Source organism: Burkholderia sp. Ed8 (genome assembly GCF_040761425.1).
In the GTDB taxonomy this organism is placed as follows: domain Bacteria; phylum Pseudomonadota; class Gammaproteobacteria; order Burkholderiales; family Burkholderiaceae; genus Burkholderia; species Burkholderia seminalis.
Window position 1 is genome coordinate 273,856 of record NZ_CP142886.1, and the last position, 19,637, is coordinate 293,492.

General features: G+C 68.7%; 14 protein-coding genes. 6 read left to right on the forward strand and 8 right to left on the reverse strand.

All coding sequences use genetic code 11. The features are described from left to right. Both hemDX and hemC read right to left on the reverse strand, forming a co-directional pair. Nucleotides 1-1,971, reverse strand: a complete 1,971-nt coding sequence (hemDX, locus tag VXM69_RS15175; protein ID WP_124609529.1) for a fused uroporphyrinogen-III synthase HemD/membrane protein HemX — start codon at nucleotides 1,969-1,971, stop codon at nucleotides 1-3. Next, a complete protein-coding gene (gene hemC, locus VXM69_RS15180; RefSeq protein ID WP_175027686.1) occupies nucleotides 1,971-2,972 on the reverse strand; it encodes a hydroxymethylbilane synthase in 1,002 nt (333 codons plus the stop codon). Before hemC ends, hemDX begins: the two co-directional genes overlap by 1 nt. A gap of 208 nt (nucleotides 2,973-3,180) precedes the next feature. On the opposite strand from hemC, the gene ppc reads away from it, so the two are divergent. Beyond that, nucleotides 3,181-6,195 (forward strand): phosphoenolpyruvate carboxylase, encoded by a 3,015-nt coding sequence (gene ppc, locus VXM69_RS15185; protein WP_367189843.1) that lies wholly within the window; start codon nucleotides 3,181-3,183, stop codon nucleotides 6,193-6,195. A gap of 103 nt (nucleotides 6,196-6,298) precedes the next feature. Here ppc and VXM69_RS15190 read toward each other — a convergent pair whose 3' ends face one another. Next, a complete protein-coding gene (locus VXM69_RS15190; protein ID WP_034186249.1) occupies nucleotides 6,299-7,051 on the reverse strand; it encodes a class I SAM-dependent methyltransferase in 753 nt (250 codons plus the stop codon). Nucleotides 7,052-7,269: 218 nt separating this feature from the next. On the opposite strand from VXM69_RS15190, the gene VXM69_RS15195 reads away from it, so the two are divergent. The 3 genes from VXM69_RS15195 to VXM69_RS15205 all read left to right on the forward strand — a co-directional run bounded on the left by VXM69_RS15195 (nucleotide 7,270) and on the right by VXM69_RS15205 (nucleotide 10,372). Then, nucleotides 7,270-8,079: a helix-turn-helix transcriptional regulator gene (locus VXM69_RS15195; protein WP_343727580.1), complete on the forward strand. Its 810-nt coding sequence runs from the start codon at nucleotides 7,270-7,272 to the stop codon at nucleotides 8,077-8,079. A gap of 103 nt (nucleotides 8,080-8,182) precedes the next feature. Beyond that, nucleotides 8,183-9,592: an argininosuccinate lyase gene (gene argH, locus VXM69_RS15200; protein ID WP_059560384.1), complete on the forward strand. Its 1,410-nt coding sequence runs from the start codon at nucleotides 8,183-8,185 to the stop codon at nucleotides 9,590-9,592. Nucleotides 9,593-9,688: 96 nt separating this feature from the next. Next, nucleotides 9,689-10,372: an HAD family phosphatase gene (locus tag VXM69_RS15205; RefSeq protein WP_049034415.1), complete on the forward strand. Its 684-nt coding sequence runs from the start codon at nucleotides 9,689-9,691 to the stop codon at nucleotides 10,370-10,372. A gap of 87 nt (nucleotides 10,373-10,459) precedes the next feature. Here the strand turns inward: VXM69_RS15205 and VXM69_RS15210 are convergent, their stop codons facing one another. From VXM69_RS15210 to apbC, 5 genes are all read right to left on the reverse strand, one after another. Continuing rightward, a complete protein-coding gene (locus VXM69_RS15210; RefSeq protein WP_226252343.1) occupies nucleotides 10,460-11,290 on the reverse strand; it encodes a lysozyme inhibitor LprI family protein in 831 nt (276 codons plus the stop codon). Further along, entirely contained in the window at nucleotides 11,290-13,569 is a 2,280-nt protein-coding gene (locus VXM69_RS15215) for an arginine/lysine/ornithine decarboxylase (RefSeq protein WP_034186253.1), read from the reverse strand. Before VXM69_RS15215 ends, VXM69_RS15210 begins: the two co-directional genes overlap by 1 nt. An 81-nt stretch (nucleotides 13,570-13,650) precedes the next feature. Next, nucleotides 13,651-14,220, reverse strand: coding sequence for a dCTP deaminase (gene dcd / locus VXM69_RS15220; protein WP_006398615.1), 570 nt, complete (start codon nucleotides 14,218-14,220; stop codon nucleotides 13,651-13,653). Between the two features lie 111 nt (nucleotides 14,221-14,331). Next, nucleotides 14,332-14,868 (reverse strand): superoxide dismutase [Cu-Zn], encoded by a 537-nt coding sequence (gene sodC / locus VXM69_RS15225; protein WP_034186254.1) that lies wholly within the window; start codon nucleotides 14,866-14,868, stop codon nucleotides 14,332-14,334. 133 nt (nucleotides 14,869-15,001) lie between these two features. Continuing rightward, on the reverse strand, nucleotides 15,002-16,093 hold the full coding sequence (apbC, locus tag VXM69_RS15230; protein WP_034186255.1) for an iron-sulfur cluster carrier protein ApbC: 1,092 nt from the start codon (nucleotides 16,091-16,093) through the stop codon (nucleotides 15,002-15,004). A gap of 351 nt (nucleotides 16,094-16,444) precedes the next feature. Here apbC and VXM69_RS15235 point away from each other — a divergent pair, with 351 nt between their 5' ends. Together VXM69_RS15235 and metG are read left to right on the forward strand one after the other, a co-directional pair. Beyond that, nucleotides 16,445-17,089, forward strand: a complete 645-nt coding sequence (locus VXM69_RS15235) for an OmpA family protein (protein WP_034186256.1) — start codon at nucleotides 16,445-16,447, stop codon at nucleotides 17,087-17,089. Nucleotides 17,090-17,465: 376 nt separating this feature from the next. Next, nucleotides 17,466-19,622, forward strand: coding sequence for a methionine--tRNA ligase (metG, locus tag VXM69_RS15240; RefSeq protein ID WP_034186257.1), 2,157 nt, complete (start codon nucleotides 17,466-17,468; stop codon nucleotides 19,620-19,622). The last annotated feature ends 15 nt before the right edge of the window (nucleotides 19,623-19,637 follow it).

The following is a 19,637-nucleotide window of genomic DNA, read 5'->3' on the forward strand; positions in this document are numbered from 1 at the left end:
TTACCCCCGGCTCTTGAACTGCTGAACGGCGTTCAGGCTGGTGTTCAGGTTCGGCACCGCGACCGTCAGCGACGCGCCGTCAACCTGCTTGAGCAGATCCTCGACGGTCTGCGTGTCCTTCGATGCCTGATCGAAATACTTCCCGAGCGACGCCTGCGCGGCGTGCAGGTCGGCCTTCATCGCGCTGTCGTTGCGCGCGAGCAGCGACAGCCGCGCGGTGAGCAGGCGCAGCTTCACGTTCTCGCGCACGAAGTAGCCCTGGTCGGGCGACGCGAGCATCGCGTCCGCGTTGTCGATCCGGCGCACCTGCACGAGACCCTTGAGCTGCTGGCCGAGGCCGGCCGAGAAGTCGTGCCACCACACCTTCCAGCGCGGCTCGCCGGCTACCGCCGACGAAGCGGCTTCAACCGGCGCGGCCTTCGGCGCCGCATGCGGCACGATCGCCTCGCCGGACAGCGGCAGCGCGTCGACTTTCGCGATCGCGTCGTCGAGCTTGATCGCGAGGCCCGTGAGATCGGCCGCCGGCGCGGCCTTCAGTTTTTCGATGTCCTGCGCGAGCGCCTTGCGCACCGTGACGGCCTGCGCGCTCTGCGACGTCGCGAGACGCGCGTCGGCGTTCTGCAGCGCGATCAGCGCGAGCTGCGTGTTGCCGGTCAGCTGCAGCTGCTGGCTCGCGCTCGACAGCATCTGGTCGACTTCCTCGAGCATCCACGCATCGCGGTTGCGCGACAGGTCCTGGTATTGCTGCTGCAGCGCCTGCTGCGCGCTCTGCGCGTCGGCGAGCTTGCCGTCGAGCTGCGCGAGCTGCGTGTCGACCTGGTGCGTGCTGGCGAGCGCCTGCTCGGTCTTCATGCGCGTTTCGGCCGTCTGCGCGTCGAGCGCCTTCTGGCGCGCGACGAACGTGCCGTCGAGCCGGTCGATCTTGCGGTTCAGCGCATAGCCGCCGACACCGGCCGCGCAGCCGAGCACGACGACGACGAACCACAGCACCGCGCTGCCGCCGCGGCGCGCGTGCGGCTCGGGCGCGAGATAAGGGGGGCTGGACGGCGGTGCGGATGCAGCGGCCGGCTGGGAAGCGACGCTTTTGGAATCGTTGGTATCTGTCATGCGTTTAGTCACCGGTACGGCTGTCGCCGGTTGGACGGCCTCGTCGGCCATCGTTCGAAACGCGCGGACGATGCGCTCATCGCCCGCGCCGGTCAGCGTAATCCTATCAAAACCCAATGCGCGCGCGGTCTGCTCGATCCGCGGGTGCGGCGTGACGAGCGGCGCATGCTTCAGCGCGTCGATCTCCACATCGTTCAGGTGCGCGCGGGCCAGCTCGTGCAGGTTGCGCACGCCTTCCGAACTCGTGACGAGCCACGCGTGCGGCTGGCCGTCGAGCAGCGCGTGCACGCGCTCCCACGCGCCGACGCGCGGCTCCGGCACGACGCGCCGGTACGCCGCGACGAGCGTGACGTCCGCACCGGCCTCGCGCAGCCGGTCGGCGAGCCATTCGCGCCCGCCGTCGCCGCGCACGATCAGCACGCGCTGGCCCGCCAGCGCCTGCGCGCCGCCGAACGCGGCCTCGATGCACGCGAACAGGCTTTCCGAATCGTAATGGGGGACGCCGCCGTCGGCCGGCGCCTGCGGCGCGATCACGCGGTGCGCGGGCGCCGCGATGCCGTGACGCTCGAGCGCCGCGACGCTGCCCGGCCCGACCACGCCGACCGGCAGCGCGTTCGGCCAGATCGCGCCGTACTGCGCGAGCGCGCGGTCGATCGCGTTCGGCGACACGAAAATCACCAGCGCGTAATCGGCGAGCGCCGCGAACGCGGCATCGAGCGGCGCCGGGTCGTCGACCGGCGCGATGTCGATCAGCGGAAATTCGAGCACGTCGCAGCCGGCCTCGGCGAGTTGCGACGCAAGCGCGTCGGACTGGCCGTCCGGACGTGTCAGGACAGCGGTGAACGCGCGCGCGCCGCCCGCCATCAGGCGTCGCCCTTGCCGGCCTGCGAGGCCGCGAGCAGCGCCTGGACGATGTCGAGCGCGCCTTGCGCCTCGAGTTCGTCGGACACCGCACGGCCGAGCGCGAGCGCATCGGCGACCGTCATCACGGCGCCGCGCTCCTCGGCCGTCAGCACGCGCTTGCCGTCGGTCGTCGACACGCGGCCCGTCAGGTACAGTTCGCCCGCGCGCCACACCGCATGCGCGGCGAGCGGCACCTCGCAGCTGCCGCCGAGCGCGCGCGACACCATCCGTTCGGCCTCGACCGCGAGCGCCGTGCGCGGGTCGTGCAGCGGCGCGAGCCACGCGGCGACGTCGTCGCGGCGCGCGGCGATCTCGATGCCGAGCGCGCCCTGGCCGGCCGCGGGCGGGCTGGCTTCGACGTCGATCAGCGTGCGGATGCGCGCGTCGAGGCCGAGGCGTTTCAGGCCGGCGGCCGCGAGGATGATCGCCGCGTAGTCGCCGCGGTCGAGCTTCGCGAGGCGCGTGTCGAGGTTGCCGCGCAGCGGCAGGACTTCCAGGTGCGGATAGCGCGACCGCAGCATCGCTTCGCGGCGCAGGCTCGACGTGCCGACGACCGCGCCGGCGGGCAGCGCGTCGAGCGACGCGTAGTCGTTCGACACGAAGGCATCGCGCGGGTCTTCGCGCGCCATGATCGCGGCAAGCGAGAAGCCGTCGGGCAATGCCATCGGCACGTCCTTCAGCGAATGCACGGCGAGATCGGCGCGGCCGTCGGCCAGCGCGCTCTCCAGTTCCTTCACGAACAGGCCCTTGCCGCCGACCTTCGACAGCGTGCGATCGAGAATCTGATCGCCGCGGGTCGTCATCCCGAGGATTTTCACGTCACAAGCTGGATATAATTTGCGCAGCGCATCACGCACATGTTCGGCTTGCCACATCGCCAGGCGGCTCTCGCGCGAAGCAATCGTCAACGTCGCGGGCGGCTGTGCCTGTCGCGGCCCGGCCGCGGGGGTCTCGGAATTCATTGCTGGAACATCGAAGGACGGGATTGAAGATCGAACAATGGTAGCACGCACGCCCCGGCCCGCCCGGGCCCGGAGCCCGCGCCCGGCCTGCCCCCGCGCGGGTCGCGGCGCCGATGTGCGGATGTGCCGCACGTAGCTGGTTGCTTGACCGCAGTTCCCGCAGTTTCCGCAGTTCCTTTTGACTCGAGCTTTCCCAAGGAAACCCATCGTGAAGTCTTCCGGATCGGCGCGCACGGCGCGCCGCAATGCTGCCCTGTCCTCCTCCGACGCCTCGACGGACACCGTCGCCACCGCCGCGAACGGCCGTGCGAAAACGGCAACGAAACCGAAAGACCCGATACGTCAGACAAAACGCGTGACGAAAGCCGCCGGCGCCGCCGCCCGCACGGCCGCCGCGCCGAAGGCCGGCACGCGCACGCGCGAGGACAAGGACCGTCCGCTGTTCGAAGACATCCGCTTCCTCGGCCGCCTGCTGGGCGACGTCGTGCGCGAGCAGGAAGGCGATACGGTATTCGACGTCGTCGAGACGATCCGCCAGACCGCGGTCAAGTTCCGCCGCGAGGACGACAACGAAGCCGCGCAGACGCTCGAGAAGAAACTGCGCAAGCTGACGCCGGAACAGACGGTGAGCGTCGTGCGCGCGTTCAGCTATTTCTCGCATCTCGCGAACATCGCGGAAGACCGCCACCACAATCGCCGCCGCCGCATCCATGCGCTGGCGGGCTCGGCGTCGCAACCGGGCACGGTCGCGTACGCGCTCGAACAGCTGAAGACGACCGGCAACGCGTCGAAGCGCCTGCTGCAGCGCTTCTTCGACGATGCGCTGATCGTGCCGGTGCTGACCGCGCACCCGACCGAAGTGCAGCGCAAGAGCATCCTCGACGCGCAGCACGACATCGCGCGCCTGCTCGCCGAGCGCGACCAGGAACTGACAGCGCGCGAGCGCCAGTACAACGAAGCGATGCTGCGCGCGCGCGTCACCGCGCTGTGGCAGACCCGCATGCTGCGCGACGCGCGCCTGACGGTCGGCGACGAGATCGAGAACGCGCTGTCCTACTACCGCGCGACGTTCCTCGACGAGCTGCCCGCGCTGTACGGCGACATCGAGGCCGCGCTCGCCGAGCACGGCCTGTCCGCGCGCGTGCCCGCGTTCTTCCAGATGGGCAGCTGGATCGGCGGCGACCGCGACGGCAATCCGAACGTGACCGCCGCGACGCTCGACGAGGCGATCAACCGCCAGGCCGCGGTGATCCTCGAGCACTACCTGGAACAGGTGCACAAGCTCGGCGCCGAGCTGTCGGTGTCGAACCTGCTGGTCGGCGCGAACGACGCGGTGAAGGCGCTCGCGGCCGCCTCGCCCGACCAGTCGCCGCACCGCGTCGACGAACCGTATCGCCGCGCGCTGATCGGCATCTACACGCGGCTTGCCGCGAGCGCGCGCGTGCGCGTCGGCGAAGGCACGGTGCCCGTGCGCAGCGCGGGCCGCGGCGCGCCGCCGGTGCGCGCGATCCCGTATGCGGATTCCGAGGCGTTCGTCGCCGACCTGAAGGTGCTGACCGCCTCGCTCGACGAACACCACGGCACGTCGCTCGCCGCGCCGCGCCTCGCGCCGCTCGTGCGCGCGGCCGAGGTATTCGGCTTCCATCTCGCGAGCATCGACCTGCGCCAGAGCTCCGACATCCACGAAGCGGTGGTCGCCGAACTGTTCGCGCGCGCGGGCGTCGAGGCGAACTACGCGGCGCTCGCCGAGGAAGACAAGCTGCGCGTGCTGCTCGCCGCGCTCGCCGACCCGCGCCCGCTGCGCTCGCCGTACTTCGAATACTCGGCGCTCGCGCAGAGCGAGCTCGGCGTGTTCGAGAAGGCGCGCGAAGTCCGCGCGCAATTCGGCGCGCGCGCGGTGCACAACTACATCATCTCGCATACGGAAACCGTCAGCGACCTCGTCGAGGTCCTGCTGCTGCAGAAGGAGACGGGGCTGCTCGAGGGCGCGCTCGGCGTGCCGGGCGGCGACGCGAGGAACAGCCTGATGGTGATCCCGCTGTTCGAGACGATCCCCGACCTGCGCGACGCCGCGCGCATCATGCGCGAATACTTCGCACTGCCGGGCATCGACGCGCTGATCGCCCACCAGGGCGCCGAGCAGGAAGTGATGCTCGGCTACTCGGACAGCAACAAGGACGGCGGCTTCCTCACGTCGAACTGGGAGCTGTACCGCGCGGAACTCGCGCTCGTCGACCTGTTCCGCGCCCGCAAGATCACGCTGCGGCTGTTCCACGGCCGCGGCGGCACGGTCGGCCGCGGCGGCGGCCCGACCTACCAGGCGATCCTGTCGCAGCCGCCGGGCACCGTGAACGGCCAGATCCGCCTGACCGAACAGGGCGAGGTGATCGCGAGCAAGTTCGCGAACCCCGAGATCGGCCGGCGCAACCTGGAGACCGTCGTCGCCGCGACGCTCGAGGCGTCGCTGCTGCCGCAGTCGAACGCGCCCGCGCAGTTGCCCGCGTTCGAAGCCGCGATGCAGACGCTGTCCGATTCGGCGATGGCCGCGTACCGCGCGCTCGTCTATGAGACCCCGGGCTTCACCGACTACTTCTTCTCGTCGACGCCGATCACCGAGATCGCCGAGCTGAACATCGGCAGCCGCCCGGCATCGCGCAAGCTGCAGGATCCGAAGCAGCGCAGGATCGAGGATCTGCGCGCGATTCCGTGGGGCTTCTCGTGGGGCCAGTGCCGGCTGCTGCTGACGGGCTGGTACGGCTTCGGCAGCGCGGTGAGCGCGTATCTCGACAGCGCCGGGGACGACGCCGAACGCACGAAGCGCGTCACGCTGCTGAAGAAGATGAACAAGACCTGGCCGTTCTTCTCGAACCTGATGTCGAACATGGACATGGTGCTCGCGAAGACCGATCTCGCGGTCGCATCGCGCTATGCGCAGCTCGTGTCCGACCGCAAGCTGCGCAAGCACGTGTTCGAGCGGATCGTCGCGGAATGGGAGCGCACGTCGCAGGCGCTCGCGGAGATCACCGGGCAGGAAGGCCGCCTCGCGACCAACCCGCTGCTCGCGCGCTCGATCAAGAACCGCTTCCCGTATCTCGATCCGCTGAACCACCTGCAGGTCGAGTTGATCAAGCGTCACCGCGCGGGCGACACGAACGCGCGGCTGCGCCGCGGGATCCACCTGACGATCAACGGGATCGCGGCCGGCCTGCGCAACACCGGCTGATCCGCCCGCGGCGCGGGCGCGTTCCGCGCCGGCCTGGACGCGAAGGCCGCGATACGCACGAGCGCGTATCGCGGCTTTTTTCATGGCGCGGCGCGCCGCGCGTTCAATGCGCGTCGATCAGCAGCGCGTCGTGCTCGAACGAACCGTCGGGCTGCACCGCGTAGTAGCCGCGCACCTCGTCGGGCGCGTGCGCCCACAGCGCGCGAATGCCGGTCACGCTGTCGGCCGGCGTGCGGATGCGCGCGACCCACGTGTCGAAATCGATCGGCAGCCGCCAGCGGCTGTGTACCTGCGCGTCGAAGCCGGCTTCGCGGAACATCGCGAGCCATTCGTCCGCCCGGTAGTCGCGCACGTGCGATGCGTCGCGCAGCACTTCCGCGGCCTGCAGGTACGTGTCGAGGAGCGGATGGTCGTTGCCGGCGATGTCGATCATCAGCACGCGGCCGCCCGGCTTCAGCACGCGGCGCACCTCGGCGAGCGCCGCGCGCAGGTCGTGCCAGTGGTGCGCGCTCATCCGGCTCACGACCCAGTCGAACGTCGCGGTATCGAACGGCAGCCGCTCGGCCGGCCCCTGCTGCGTGCGGATGTTCGCGAGCCCGCGCTCGCGCGCGGCCGCATCGACGGTCGCGAGCATCGGCGCGGCGAGATCGTAGGCGACCACGTCGCGCACGTGCGGCGCGACCGCGAAGCTCGCGTGGCCGGCGCCGCAGCCGAGATCGAGCACCGCGGCCTCGGGCGTCGCACTCACCGCGTCGGCGAGCGTCCGCAGGTCGGCACCCGTCGCATGAACCGTGCTCGTCAGATAGGCGGCGGCCGTCGTGCCGAATGCGTCGGCGACCTGGTCGTGGTGTTTCATCGTTCGCTCCTTTCTCTTGCGCAAGCGGCCGGCATGGATGCGCCAGCGCGCATTCCGGCCCCCTGCAACACGTTTGGTGGGACGCCCGCTGCCCTGCCAGCGTGCGACCCGCTACAATAGGCCCGCGTCTGTACCAGTACAAGTTAAGCAGTTATTCTGGTATTCAATCCACCTGCCTGAACGTTGCCGCGCCCCCGCTTCCCTTTTGCCGTTTCCGCATGAACCAGCCGTCCTCCGCCTCCGTCCCGCCGCTCGACGCCACGCCCGCCCGTGCGCTCGGCGAATTCATCCGTGCCCATCGCGAGCGGCTGTCGCCGCAGGCCGTCGGGCTGCCGCCCGGCCCGCGCCGCCGTACGCCGGGGTTGCGGCGCGAGGAAGTCGCGCAGCTGTGCGGCGTCAGCCCGACCTGGTACACGTGGATCGAGCAGGGCCGCCCGGTGTCCGCATCGGCCGACGCGCTCGCGCGGATCGCCGTCGCGCTGCAACTGTCGAAGGCCGAGCGCGCCTACCTGTTCGAGCTGGCCGCGCAGCGCGATCCGGCCGAGCCCGACGTCGCGGGCGGCGACCTGCCGCCGACGCTCGCCGCGACCGTCGCGGCGATCGCGACGCCCGCGTACGTGCTCGACCGGCAATGGAACGCGCTCGCGTGGAACGCGCCGGCCGCCGCGCTCTTTTCCGGCTGGCTCGACGGCGAGCACGACCGCAACCTGCTGCGCTTCACGTTCATGTCGCCGGCCGCGCGCACGCTGATCGTCGACTGGGAAACCCGCGCCCGGCGGCTCGCGGCCGAATTCCGCGCCGATTCGATCCGCCACCTGGCCGACGCGCCGACGCGCGCGCTGATCGACGCGCTGACCGCCGGCAGCGACGCGTTCGCGCAGTACTGGGCGTCGCAGGACGTGTTCGAACGCGAAGGCGGGCGGCGCGAATTCGACCATCCGGACGACGGCCGCCTCGTGTACCAGCAGATCACGCTGAAGCCCGCGCACCGCGAGGACCTGAAGCTGGTCGTGCTCGTGCGCGACTGAGCGGGCCGGCCCGCGCGGGCCACGGCCGGCAGGCCCGCGAATGTTAGAATTGCGGGATTCCCTCGGCGGCGCACGCTGCCCAACTCCCCTTCGAAGAATCGCCATGACGTCCCAACTGCACAAAAAGGGCGAGGCCTGGTCGGCCCGCTTCTCGGAACCGATGTCGGAACTGGTCAAGCGCTACACGTCGTCGGTGTTTTTCGACAAGCGCCTCGCGCTCGTCGACATCGCCGGCTCGCTCGCGCACGCGAACATGCTCGCCGCGCAGAAGATCATCAGCGCCGACGACCTGGCCGCGATCGAACGCGGAATGGCACAGATCAAGGGCGAGATCGAGCGCGGCGAATTCGAATGGCAGCTCGACCTCGAAGACGTCCACCTGAACATCGAGGCGCGCCTGACCGCGCTGATCGGCGATGCCGGCAAGCGCCTGCACACGGGCCGCTCGCGCAACGACCAGGTCGCGACCGACATCCGCCTGTGGCTGCGCGGCGAGATCGACCGCATCGGCGGCCTGCTGAACGACCTGCGCGGCGCGCTGATCGACCTCGCGGAACAGAACGCCGACACGATCATGCCCGGCTTCACGCACCTGCAGGTCGCGCAACCCGTCACGTTCGGCCACCACCTGCTCGCGTACGTCGAGATGTTCACGCGCGACGCGGAACGCATGCGCGACTGCCGCACGCGCGTGAACCGCCTGCCGCTCGGCGCGGCCGCGCTCGCGGGCACGAGCTATCCGATCGATCGTCATGCGGTCGCGAAGACGCTCGGCTTCGACGGCATCTGCGCGAACTCGCTCGACGCGGTGTCCGATCGCGACTTCGCGATCGAATTCACGGCCGCCTCGGCGCTGGTGATGACGCACGTGTCGCGCTTCTCCGAAGAGCTCGTGCTGTGGATGAGCCCGCGCGTCGGCTTCATCGACATCGCCGACCGCTTCTGCACCGGCAGCTCGATCATGCCCCAGAAGAAGAACCCGGACGTGCCCGAGCTCGCGCGCGGCAAGACGGGCCGCGTGAACGGCCACCTGATGGCGCTGCTGACGCTGATGAAGGGCCAGCCGCTCGCGTACAACAAGGACAACCAGGAAGACAAGGAACCGCTGTTCGACACGGTCGACACCGTTGCCGACACGCTGCGGATCTTCGCCGAGATGGTCGCGGGCATCACCGTGAAGCCGGACGCGATGCGCGCGGCCGCGCTGCAGGGCTTCTCGACCGCCACCGACCTCGCCGACTACCTCGTGAAGCGCGGCCTGCCGTTCCGCGACGCGCACGAAGCCGTCGCGCACGCGGTGAAGATCTGCGACGACCGCGGCATCGACCTCGCCGACCTGACGCTCGACGAGATGAAGCAGGAACTGCCGAACGTCGCGCACCTGATCGGCGACGACGTGTTCGGCTACCTGACGCTGGAAGGGTCGGTCGCGAGCCGCAACCACCCGGGCGGCACCGCGCCCGACCAGGTGCGTGCGGCCGTCAAGGCAGCCCGCGCCGCACTGGGCCGGTAACCGCCTGCCGTCATGGACGGACGCCTTCGGCGTCCGTTTTTCATTCGGGCGGCCGTCGCGCCGCCCATCGCCCGCCCTGCTTCCCGGATGCCGCCGATGACTTTTTCCGCCGCGCTCTTCGACATGGACGGCCTGCTCGTCGATTCCGAGCGGACCATCATGAACACGTGGATCGACGTGTCGAACGCGCACGGGGTCGTGCTGACCGTCGCCGACTACCTGCAGATCGTCGGCCGCTCGTTCGCCGAAGGCCAGGTCATCCTGGCGCGGCTGATCGGCCAGCCCGAGACGTTCGATGCCGTGCGCACCCGCGTGCGCGAACAACTCGCGGCGCCCGAGCCGCATCCGAAGTTTCCGCTGAAGCCCGGCGCGCTCGCGCTGCTCGATGCGCTCGCACAGGCCGGCATTCCATGCGCGGTCGCGTCGTCGTCCGCGGGCGACGTGATCCGCGCGCGGCTCGATGCGGTCGGCGTGCTGCCGTTCTTCCGCGCGATCGCGGGCGGCGACGAAGTCGCGCGCGGCAAGCCCGACCCGGCCGTCTACCGGCTCGCGGCCGAACGCCTCGGCGTGCCGGCGCACCGGTGCGTGGCATTCGAGGACAGCGACTTCGGCGCGCAGTCGGCCGCCGGCGCCGGCGCATCGGTCGTGACCGTGCCGGACCTGAAGGCGCCGACGCCCGAGATCGTCGCGCTGAGCCTGCACGTGCTCGCCTCGCTCGACGATGCGGTCGCGCTCGTGCCGTCGTGGTTCGGGCTGCAGGGCACGTCGCAGCCTGCCTAGGCGCCACCGCGCGCCGCGCCATGCAAAACGGGCACCCGAGGGTGCCCGTTTCGTCGTGCCGCCGAACGACCGGCGTCGCGATGGTCCTTACTGGTTGCCGGCCGTCTCGGACAGCCGCTTCATCGTCGCGATGCGCGCACCGATCAGGTCGACGCGCCCGTCCTCGCCGACGAGCGGCGCCGTCGCGTCGCGGAACCCGACCCACGCGCGCTGCGCACGCACGAGCGTCGCGGCCGAGTGGGCCGGCATCTTGCGACGCAGCTTCTGGTAATAGCGGTTCAGGTCGAACAGCGCGTGCTCGCACGCGGCATCCTGTTCGCACGGCCGCACGCGGCGCACGGCCGGACCGCGCGGCGCGTTTGCCGCCGGCTTCGCGTTCGGCGTGGCCGCGGCAGCCTGCGCCGCGTTCGTGCCGCCCTGCGCGCCGCTCGCGCCCGCGACCGGTACCGCGGCGGGCGGCGCATAACGATCGGCCGCGCCGCGCAGCGCCAGCGCGCGATCGCGCACCGGCTGCAACTGCAAGTCGGCGCTCGACATCGCATACGACGTGCCGCGCGTCGTGTCGTACACGGCCTTCAGCAAATGCACTTCGTCCTTGCGCCAGGTGAGCCAATGGCGCTGGCTGTCCTGCCAGCCGCGCTTCGCATCGGCCGGCGCGTCCTTCAACAGGCGCTGGTACGCGCCGTCCATCACGGCCTGCCACTGCTGCTGCGCTTCGCCCATGCACTGGATCTGGCCGGCCGGCGACGACCGGTCGCGCCGCGCGAGGCATTGCCGCATCGCGACGTCGATCGGATCGGCCGCCGCGACTTCCGCGTGCGCGACGCCCGACCCTGCCAGTCCCGCCGCGCCTGCCGCCCAGACGACGAGCGCGGCCAGCGCCGCGCGCATCGCCCGGATTCGTCCGTGCGTCGCCATCAGTCGCGCACGCAGTCGACGAAGTACTCGACGCGGCCGTTCACCTCTTCCGCGACGAGGCCGTGGATGTCGGTGTGGAAGCCCGGGAAACGCTCGTTGAAGTCGCGCGCGAACCGCAGGTAGTTCACGATCGTCTTGTTGAAGCGCTCGCCCGGGATCAGCAGCGGAATGCCCGGCGGGTACGGCGTCAGCAGGATGCTCGTCACGCGGCCTTCGAGCTCGTCGAGCGGCACGCGGTCGATCTTGCGGTGCGCGAGCTTCGCGAACGCGTCCGACGGCTTCATTGCGGGCTCCATGTCCGACAGGTACATCTCCGTCGTCAGGCGGGCGATGTCGTTCGCGCGGTACACGTCGTGGATCTGCGTGCACAGGTCGCGCAGGCCGACGCGCTCGTAGCGCGGATGCTGCGCGACGAATTCCGGCAGCACGCGCCACAGCGGCTGGTTGTTGTCGTAGTCGTCCTTGAACTGCTGCAGCTCGGTCACCATCGAGTTCCAGCGGCCCTTCGTGATGCCGATCGTGAACATGATGAAGAACGAGTACAGGCCTGTCTTCTCGACGATGATCCCGTGCTCGGCCAGGTACTTCGTGACGATCGCGGCCGGAATGCCCGTCTCGCCGAACTCGCCGTCGACGTCCAGCCCCGGCGTGATGATCGTCGCCTTGATCGGGTCGAGCATGTTGAAGCCTTCCGCGAGCGGGCCGAAGCCGTGCCAGTGGTCGTTCGGCTTCAGCATCCAGTCGTCGCGCGAACCGATGCCCTCCTCGGACAGGTTGTCCGGGCCCCACACGCTGAAGAACCAGTCGTCGCCGTATTCGGCGTCGACCTTGCGCATCGCGCGGCGGAAGTCGATCGCCTCGGCGATCGATTCCTCGACGAGCGCGGTGCCGCCCGGCGGCTCCATCATCGCGGCCGCGACGTCGCACGACGCGATGATCGCGTACTGCGGGCTCGTCGACGTGTGCATCAGGTACGCCTCGTTGAAGCGGTGCTTGTCGAAGGTGCGGTTCTCGGAGTCCTGCACGACGATCTGCGACGCCTGCGAGATGCCCGCGAGCAGCTTGTGCGTCGAGTGCGTCGCGAACACGAGCGCGCCCGTGCGCGGACGGCCGTCGCCGATCGCGTGCATGTCGCGGTAGAAATCGTGGAACGTCGCGTGCGGCAGCCACGCTTCGTCGAAGTGCAGCGTGTCGAGCAGGTCGCCGAGCAGATCCTTGATCATCTCGACGTTGTAGACGACGCCGTCGTACGTGCTCTGCGTGATCGTCAGGATCCGCGGCTTCATGTCCGGGTTCTCGCGCAGCGCCTCGCGCGCGAACGGGTTCGCCTCGATCTTCTTGCGGATGTTCTCCGGCTTGAATTCGTCGCGCGGGATCGGCCCGATGATGCCGAAGTGGTTGCGCGTCGGCGTGAGGAACACGGGGATCGCGCCCGTCATCGTGATCGCGTGCAGGATCGACTTGTGGCAGTTGCGGTCGACCAGCACGATGTCGCCCGGCGCGACCGTCGCGTGCCAGACGATCTTGTTCGACGTCGACGTGCCGTTGGTCACGAAGAACAGGTGGTCGGCGCTGAAGATGCGCGCCGCATTGCGCTCGGACGCCGCGACCGGGCCCGTGTGGTCGAGCAGCTGGCCGAGTTCGTCCACCGCGTTGCAGACGTCCGCGCGCAGCATGTTCTCGCCGAAGAACTGGTGGAACATCTGGCCGAGCGGGTTCTTCAGGAACGCGACGCCGCCCGAGTGGCCCGGGCAGTGCCACGAGTACGAGCCTTCGTCCGCGTACTTGACGAGTTCCTTGAAGAACGGCGGCGCGAGCGAGTCGAGATAGACCTTCGCCTCGCGGATGATGTGGCGCGCGACGAACTCCGGCGTGTCCTCGAACATGTGGATGAAGCCGTGCAGCTCGCGCAGGATGTCGTTCGGCAGATGGCGCGACGTGCGCGTCTCGCCGTACAGGAAGATCGGGATGTCCGCGTTGCGGCGGCGCACTTCGGTGACGAACGCGCGCAGCTCGATGATCGCGGTCGCGAGTTCGGGCAGCTCGCCGTCCTGGCCGGTCTCGCCGAGCATGAGTTCGTCGTCGTCGATCGACAGGATGAAGCACGACGCGCGGCTCGACTGCTGCGCGAACGACGTCAGATCGCCATAGCTCGTGAGGCCGAGGACTTCGACGCCCTCCTTCTCGATCGCTTCGGCCAACGCCCGGATGCCGGAGCCCGAGATGTTCTCGGAGCGGAAATCTTCGTCGATGATGACGACGGGAAAACGAAACTTCATGGGCGATTCTCCAAAAAGAACGACCGCGGCGCGTCACGCGCAGCGGTCACCCGAAAACTGGTGAGACGTTATGCAACCAGATCAGGTTTTCGGCAGCGTGACACCGCGCTGCCCCTGATACTTGCCGCCGCGATCGGCGTACGACACGTCGCACACTTCGTCGCTCTCGAAGAAGAGCACCTGTGCAACGCCTTCGTTCGCGTAGATCTTCGCGGGCAGCGGCGTGGTGTTCGAGAATTCCAGCGTGACATAGCCTTCCCACTCGGGTTCGAACGGCGTCACGTTGACGATGATCCCGCAGCGCGCATAGGTCGACTTGCCGAGGCAGACCGTCAGCACGGTGCGCGGGATGCGGAAATATTCGACGGTGCGGGCCAGCGCGAACGAGTTCGGCGGGATGATGCACACGTCGCCCTTGAAATCGACGAACGAGCCTTCGTCGAAGTTCTTCGGATCGACGATCGTCGAGTTGATGTTCGTGAAGATCTTGAATTCGTCTGCGCAGCGGATGTCGTAGCCGTAGCTCGACGTGCCGTAGCTGACGATCCGGCGGCCGTCCTCGGACGCGCGAACCTGATCGGGCACGAACGGCTCGATCATCTTGTGCTCTTCGGCCATGCGCCGAATCCACTTGTCGGACTTGATGCTCATAGGGGGCGCCAGGAAACGCTGCGTGACAGTCAGGAAGGGCCGCGCGCGCAAGGCGGCGGCCGGGAAAGGCGCATATTTTACGCGATCATCGGCGCACGCACGCGGCGGCCGTCAACGGATCACGCCGCAGGCCAGCGCGGGCCCCGCGCCATGCTGCGGAAACGCGGGATCGCTCGGGTCGCGGTGCACCAGCGCCGCGCGGTTCATCGCCGAGCGCACGCCATCGAGGGCCAGATCGGGCGCGACGATGAAGCCGGCCGCGACGCCGTTCGCGTCCGCATGGATGTTGCCGAGATCGCCGGCGACGCGGGCGCCCGCGCGCAGGCGATCGGCGGCCGGCGCGAACACCTGGCCGGCGCTCGAGCCATCGCCCGCGTTGCAGTCGCCGCGTTCGTGCACCTGCAGCGCATGATCGCTGTTCGGCGGCAGGCCGGCCAGGTTGTAGGTGACCTGGACGCCGTCCGGGCGCTCGACGAACGTCACCGCGCCGCGCGCCTGCGCGCCGACCGTCGGCTGCAGTTGTGCGTCGGCCCGTTTTTCGTACGACGAGGAAAAGGAGGTACAGCCGGCCAGCAGGCCCAGCGCGGCGGCGGCCAGCAGCGCGCGCTGCGCGCGGCCGGCGCGCACGCCGTGATGTCGTTGTTTCATTCGATCCTCATGCCGGCTGGCGGCCGTTTGATACGACGGCCGCGCCGGGCGGGTAAAGGGACCCGGGAAAAGTCGCCATGATACCGCGCCTCGCGGCGCCGTAAACAGCGTAAGGCCCCGCCCCGCAAGGGTTTTACGTATTTTGAACAACGATCGACGGGAACTTCGACGTCATGTCGCGCGATCGCTCGGCAATCGCCAGCGCGACGCCGCGCGCGATATCGCGGTAGCGGCGCGCCAGCGCGCCGTCCGGATCGGCCGCCACCGTCGGCGTGCCGCTGTCGGCGCGCTCGCGGATCGCGATGTCGAGCGGCAGGCTGCCGAGCACGTTCACGTCGTAGTCCTTCGCCATCCGCTCCGCGCCGCCGGCGCCGAAGATGTGCTCTTCGTGGCCGCAGTTCGAGCAGATGTGGATGCTCATGTTCTCGACGATGCCGAGGATCGGAATCCCGACCTTCTCGAACATCTTCAGCCCCTTCTTCGCGTCGAGCAGCGCGATGTCCTGCGGCGTCGTGACGATCACCGCGCCGGTGACGGGCACGCGCTGCGCGAGCGTGAGCTGGATGTCGCCGGTGCCGGGCGGCATGTCGACGATCAGGTAGTCGAGTTCGCGCCAGTTGGTCTGGCGCAGCAGCTGTTCGAGCGCGGAGGTCGCCATCGGGCCGCGCCACACCATCGGGTTGTCTTCCTCGATCAGGAAGCCGATCGAGTTCGCCTGCAGCCCGTGGCCGACGAGCGGGTTCATCGACTGGTTGTCCGGCGACTCGGGGCGCTGGCCGTGGATGCCGAGCATCGTCGGCAGCGACGGACCGTAGATGTCGGCATCGAGGATCCCGACCGACGCGCCTTCCGCCGCGAGCGCGAGCGCGAGGTTCACGGCCGTCGTGCTCTTGCCGACGCCGCCCTTGCCCGACGCGACCGCGACGATGTTCTTCACGTTCGGCAACAGCTTCACGCCGCGCTGCACCGTGTGCGCGACGATCTCCTGCGACACGGCGACGCGCGCGTCGCGCACGCCCGGCACGGCCTGCAGCGCCGCGGCGACGCGTGCGCGCACGTCGTCGTGCTGGCTGCGCGCGGGGTAACCGAGCACCACGTCGAGCGTCACGACATCGCCGTCGATCGCGACGTTGCGCACGCCCTTGTTCGCCGCATACGGGCGGCCGGTATTGGGGTCGACGACTGCCGCCAGTGCGGCGTCGACTTGTGCCCGGTCAATGCTCATCGAAACTCCGTGAAAACGTTTTTCTCGCGCGCAAACGTCAAAAAATATCAAATTACGCTGCGAAAATCTGGAAAAGTGAAAGAATCTGTTGCATGCCATTGCGCGAACGCGCAACCCGGCGCACTCTTCGCGTGCGGCACGCTATAGGGCCAAATCGGCCACTCACCGCCTATATTGTAGAGGCTGACGCGTCGCGCTGTCCGAACAGCCACGCTGGCGGACAGGGCATGCGGCCGCCTCGGCGGCTGCCGCAAGCGCAGGCCTGCCCTCCTTTTTCGGGCGGCCCGCGCAGGGAGCCGTAACTGTTGTTGTCGTCGTTGTCGACTCGTTCAACCAAGAGAGGAATCCAAGATGAACATGAAAATCGCGACCCGCTTGTCCGTCTTCGCATTGGCCGGCGCACTGCTGGCAGGCTGCGCCACGCAGCAAGGCAACAACACGGCCGTCGGTACCGGCACGGGTGCGGCGCTGGGCGCGGGCATCGGCGCGCTGGCGGGCGGCGGCAAGGGCGCGGCGATCGGCGCAGGCGTCGGCGCGCTGGTCGGCGGCGTGACGGGCTACAACTGGCAGGCGATCAAGAACAAGCTCGCACCGTCGGCAGCGAAGACGGGCACCCAGGTCACCGAGCAGCCGGACGGCTCGCTGAAGCTGAACGTGCCGAGCGCGGTCACGTTCGCAACGAACCAGTACGCGATCACGCCAGCCTTCACGCCGCTGCTGAACGACCTGGCCACGACGCTGAACCAGAACCCGCAAGTGACGGCCTCGATCGTCGGCTACACCGACAGCACGGGTTCGGCCCAGCTGAACCAGACGCTGTCGCAGAACCGCGCGCAAAGCGTCGTGAACGCGCTCGCGCAGCGCGGCGTGAACGCCGGCCGCCTGTCGGCGCAAGGCATGGGCGCATCGAACCCGATCGCGGACAACGCGACCGAAGCCGGCCGCGCACAGAACCGCCGCGTCGAAATCTACCTGCGCGCAGCGCAGGCGCAGTAAGCACGCGACAAGGAGAAGGCGCGGGCAGACCGCCCGCGCAGCCCCGCCGGACAAGCCTTCCGGCGGACCCGGTAACAAATCGAAAAAATTTTCGAACTTCTGTCGCAGGCCGTGGTCAGTATTTACGGTACGCGGCTGGTGTTGCCGGCGCGTCACCATTCTCCTCTTGTCGTTGTTGCTCCGGGGCCGTATCCGCCCCGGTTTTTTTTGCCCGCAGAATTCGTGCTGCATTGCAGCACAACACCACCGGGCACGCCGCTTGCACTGCTCCGCCGCCTCCGGCGCGCGGTCCGCGGCGCCCGCCCGCCGCGCCGATGCGCGCCCCTGCTAGAATCGCACTTTCCCGTCGTTTTTCCGCTGTTCCTCTACAGACCCTATGTCCGCATCCGACCTCACTTCCGTGCAGGCTGCGGCGCCGCAAGGCAGCCGCCAGATCCTCGTCACGTCCGCACTGCCCTATGCCAACGGGCAGATCCACATCGGCCACCTGGTCGAGTACATCCAGACCGACATCTGGGTGCGGACGCTGCGAATGCATGGCCATGAGGTCTACTACATCGGCGCCGACGACACGCACGGCACGCCCATCATGCTGCGCGCGGAGAAGGAAGGCCTGACCCCGAAGCAGCTGATCGAGCGCGTGTGGACCGAACACAAGCGCGACTTCGACAGCTTCGGCGTGTCGTTCGACAACTTCTACTCGACCGATTCGGACGAGAACCGCGTGCTGAGCGAGAAGATCTATCTGGCGCTGCAGGAAGCCGGCCTGATCGCCGAGCGCGAGATCGAGCAGGCGTACGACCCGGTCAAGGAAATGTTCCTGCCGGACCGCTTCATCAAGGGCGAATGCCCGAAGTGCCATGCGAAGGATCAGTACGGCGACAGCTGCGAAGTGTGCGGTTCGACCTACCTGCCCACCGAACTGCTGAACCCGTATTCGGTCGTATCGGGCGCGACGCCGGTGCGCAAGACGTCGAAGCACTACTTCTTCCGCCTGTCCGACCCGCGCTGCGAGTCGTTCCTGCGCGAATGGGTGAGCGGCCTCGCGCAACCCGAAGCGACCAACAAGATGCGCGAATGGCTCGGCGACGCCGGCGAGTCCAAGCTCGCCGACTGGGACATCTCGCGCGACGCGCCGTATTTCGGCTTCGAGATCCCGGGCGCGCCCGGCAAGTATTTCTACGTGTGGCTCGACGCGCCGGTCGGTTACTACGCGAGCTTCAAGAACCTGTGCGATCGCAACGGCGTCGACTTCGACGCATGGATTCGTCCGGGCTCGAAGGCCGAGCAGTACCACTTCATCGGCAAGGACATCCTGTACTTCCATACGCTGTTCTGGCCGGCCATGCTCGAGTTCTCGGGCCACCGCACGCCGACCAACGTGTTCGCGCACGGCTTCCTGACGGTCGACGGCGCGAAGATGTCGAAGTCGCGCGGCACGTTCATCACCGCGCAGAGCTACATCGACACGGGCCTGAACCCCGAATGGCTGCGCTACTACTTCGCCGCGAAGCTGAATGCGACGATGGAAGACATCGACCTGAACCTCGACGACTTCCAGGCGCGCGTGAACAGCGACCTCGTCGGCAAGTACGTGAACATCGCGAGCCGCGCGGCCGGCTTCCTGATCAAGCGTTTCGACGGCCGCGTGCAGGACAGCGCGATGAACCACCCGCTCGTCGCGAAGCTGCGCGACGCGATTCCGCAGATCGCCGCGCACTACGAAGCACGCGAGTACGGCCGCGCACTGCGCCACACGATGGAGCTCGCGGACGAAGTGAACGCGTACGTCGACGGCGCGAAGCCGTGGGATCTCGCGAAGGATCCGGCCAACGCGGTCGCGCTGCATGAAACCTGCAGCGTGAGCCTCGAGTCGTTCCGCCTGCTGTCGCTCGCGCTGAAGCCGGTGATGCCGCGCGTCGCCGAAGCCGTCGAGGCATTCTTCGGCATCGCGCCGCTCGCGTGGGCCGATGCCGCGAAGCCGCTGTCGTCGGCGCAGCCGATCAAGGCGTACCAGCACCTGATGACGCGCGTCGACGCGAAGCAGATCGAGGCGCTGCTCGCCGCGAACCGCGATTCGCTGCAGGCCGAGGCCACCGGCGCGGCCGCCGCGGGCGCCAACGCCGCGAAGGACGCGAAGAACAATGCCAAGGCGAACGCGAAGCAGGCGGCCGTGAACGGCGCCGACGACGCACCGATCTCGATCGACGATTTCGCGAAGATCGACCTGCGCATCGCGAAGATCGTCGCGTGCCAGGCGGTCGAAGGCTCGGACAAGCTGCTGCAGCTCACGCTCGACGTCGGCGAGGAAAAGACCCGCAACGTGTTCTCGGGCATCAAGTCCGCCTACCAGCCCGAGCAGCTCGTCGGCAAGCTGACGGTGATGGTCGCGAACCTCGCGCCGCGCAAGATGAAGTTCGGCCTGTCCGAAGGGATGGTGCTCGCCGCGTCGGCCACCGACGAGAAGGCGGAGCCGGGCCTCTACATCCTCGAGCCGCACAGCGGCGCGAAGCCCGGCATGCGCGTGAAGTAAGCCGCACGCGCCGCC

What these genes read in the sequence shown, in the direction of transcription:
- hemDX (WP_124609529.1), bottom strand. Translation starts at nt 1,971, where the DNA reads ATGGCGGGCGGCGCGCGCGCGTTCACCGCTGTCCTGACACGTCCGGAC.
- hemC (WP_175027686.1), bottom strand. Translation starts at nt 2,972, where the DNA reads ATGAATTCCGAGACCCCCGCGGCCGGGCCGCGACAGGCACAGCCGCCC.
- VXM69_RS15190 (WP_034186249.1), bottom strand. Translation starts at nt 7,051, where the DNA reads ATGAAACACCACGACCAGGTCGCCGACGCATTCGGCACGACGGCCGCC.
- VXM69_RS15195 (WP_343727580.1), top strand. Translation starts at nt 7,270, where the DNA reads ATGAACCAGCCGTCCTCCGCCTCCGTCCCGCCGCTCGACGCCACGCCC.
- argH (WP_059560384.1), top strand. Translation starts at nt 8,183, where the DNA reads ATGACGTCCCAACTGCACAAAAAGGGCGAGGCCTGGTCGGCCCGCTTC.
- VXM69_RS15205 (WP_049034415.1), top strand. Translation starts at nt 9,689, where the DNA reads ATGACTTTTTCCGCCGCGCTCTTCGACATGGACGGCCTGCTCGTCGAT.
- VXM69_RS15210 (WP_226252343.1), bottom strand. Translation starts at nt 11,290, where the DNA reads ATGGCGACGCACGGACGAATCCGGGCGATGCGCGCGGCGCTGGCCGCG.
- VXM69_RS15215 (WP_034186253.1), bottom strand. Translation starts at nt 13,569, where the DNA reads ATGAAGTTTCGTTTTCCCGTCGTCATCATCGACGAAGATTTCCGCTCC.
- dcd (WP_006398615.1), bottom strand. Translation starts at nt 14,220, where the DNA reads ATGAGCATCAAGTCCGACAAGTGGATTCGGCGCATGGCCGAAGAGCAC.
- sodC (WP_034186254.1), bottom strand. Translation starts at nt 14,868, where the DNA reads ATGAAACAACGACATCACGGCGTGCGCGCCGGCCGCGCGCAGCGCGCG.
- apbC (WP_034186255.1), bottom strand. Translation starts at nt 16,093, where the DNA reads ATGAGCATTGACCGGGCACAAGTCGACGCCGCACTGGCGGCAGTCGTC.
- VXM69_RS15235 (WP_034186256.1), top strand. Translation starts at nt 16,445, where the DNA reads ATGAACATGAAAATCGCGACCCGCTTGTCCGTCTTCGCATTGGCCGGC.
- metG (WP_034186257.1), top strand. Translation starts at nt 17,466, where the DNA reads ATGTCCGCATCCGACCTCACTTCCGTGCAGGCTGCGGCGCCGCAAGGC.